The organism is Pyxidicoccus fallax, assembly GCF_012933655.1.
Taxonomy (GTDB): Bacteria; Myxococcota; Myxococcia; order Myxococcales; family Myxococcaceae; genus Myxococcus; species Myxococcus fallax.
Genome location: NZ_JABBJJ010000667.1, coordinates 1 through 2,015, shown reverse-complemented (window position 1 = coordinate 2,015; position 2,015 = coordinate 1). Strand labels below are relative to the sequence as shown.

The 2,015-nt window shown below is 72.0% G+C and carries 1 protein-coding gene; it reads left to right on the top strand.

The window, feature by feature from the left end; genetic code table 11:
- Positions 1 to 17: 17 nt before the first annotated feature.
- Positions 18 to 2,015 (top strand): PAS domain S-box protein (locus HG543_RS53305; protein WP_169352627.1); only part of this gene is annotated, 1,998 nt, incomplete at its 3' end.

Below are 2,015 nucleotides of genomic sequence, written 5' to 3'. Positions count from 1 at the left end.
GGCGGGGGGAGGGAGGCGTGGGGCGACCGTGGACGTTCGCACAGCGCGTGGGCGCGGGTTTCATCGCCTCGCTGCTGGTGGCGTTCGTGCTCGCGGGGACGTCCGTGGTGGCGCTGCTGTCGGTGCAGACGAGCAGCAAGGCCCGCATCCTCGACCTGTCCATGGACCTGCTGGAGGTGGAGCGCCTGCGCCGCGCCTTCAGCGACAAGGTGTCCAGCGGGCGCGGCTACGCGATGTCGGGAGACCCGCTCTTCGCCCAGGACATGGCGGCGTCGCGTGGGCGCTTCATCGCCACGTACGAGCGGCTGAAGCCCCGGCTCGGTCGCGAGCCCGTGTCCGCGCTGCTGGAGTCCGCCGCCCACGCGGAACTGGAGCACGAGAACACCGTGCGCGCGCTGGCGGAGGCCAGCAAGAGCGGCGCCGGGCCTGAGCAGCTGGAGAAGATTTTCGAGTCGCAGGTGAGCGAATCCCGCCGCCGCGCCTTCGACGCACTGCAGCTGCTCGCGGAGCGCTGCGAGGAAAGGCTGGCCCTGGGCATCCAGTCGGCGGTGGCGGCGGACCGGCGGGTGCTCGGGCTCATCCTGCTCGTCTCCGGCCTGGGGCTGATGGTGGCCGCGGTGCTGGCGTGGGTGCTGACGCGGCGGCTGCGGCCGCTCCACCAGGAGGCGGAGTCCCAGGCGCGGCGCTTCCAACTGCTGGTGGAGGGCGTGCAGGACTACGGCCTGGACCTGCTGGACGCGCAGGGGCGCGTGGTGAGCTGGAACCCGGGCGCGGAGCGCATGACGGGCTACCAGGAGAGCGAAATCCTCGGGCGTCCGGACTCCATCTTCTACCTGCCCGAGGAGGTGGAGGCCGGGCAGCCGGAGAAGAACCTGGCGCGGACGCTGCGCGACGGGCGGCTGAAGACGGAAGGGTGGCGCGTGCGCAAGGACGGCACGCGCTTCCTCGCGGAGGTCATCATCACCGCGCTGCATGACGCGCAGGGGCGGCTGCAGGGCTTCGCGAAGGTGTCGCGCGACATCACCGAGCGCCGGCGCGCCGAGCGCACGCAGCGCCTCTTCGCCGAGGCCGGGCGCCTCTTCCACCAGTTCCTGGACCCGGACCAGACGGTGACGGAGCTGGCGCGGCTGATGGTGCCGGAGGTGGCCGACGCGTGCGTGCTGTTCCTGACGACACCCTCGGGCGAGCTGACCCTCCGCTCGGTGACGCACGCGGTGCCCCAGAAGGAGCAGTGGATGAGGGCCTGGCTGGAGCGCTACTCGCCCGCGCCCGATTCCCCCCGTGGCGTCTGGGAGGTGCTGCGCACGGGGCACTCCGAGCTCATCAGCGACGTGACGTTCGAGGGACTGGCCCATGGGGCGGAGAGCCAGGAGCACCTGGAGCTGATGAAGAAGGTGGGCATCTACTCGTACATGGGCGTGCCGCTGCGGGTGGGGCAGCAGACGCGGGGCGTGTTCGCGCTGCTCACCTCCACGCCGGGGCGGCGGCTGACGCTGACGGACCAGGTGCTCGTGGAGGAGCTGGCGGGACGGGCCGCGCTCGCGCTGGACAACGCGCGCCTGTTCCGCGAGGCGCAGGAGGCGGTGGAGCTCATCGGCGTGGCGGCGCACGATTTGGGCACGCCGCTGAACACGCTGCAGCTGCTCCTACGCAGGCTGCACCGGACGGGGCTGACGGAGAACGCGGAGAAGGTGCGCGAGGGGCTGGGCACGGCGCTGAAGCACACGCAGCGGCTGGGGCAGCTGCTGCACAACCTGCTCGACTTGTCGCGCCTGTCGTCGGGGAAGCTGGTGCTGGACGTGGCGCCGGTGGACCTGGCGGAGCTGGCGCACGAGGTGGTGGAGCGCTTCGCCGAGCAGGCGCAGGAGGCGGGCAGCAGGCTGATGTTCGACGCGGAGCTGGGGCTGGTGGGACGGTGGGACCGGCTGCGGCTGGACCGGGTGGTGACGAACCTCCTGTCCAACGCGTTGAAGTTCGGCCGGGGCCGCCCGGTGGAGGTGCGGGTGGAGCGGGTG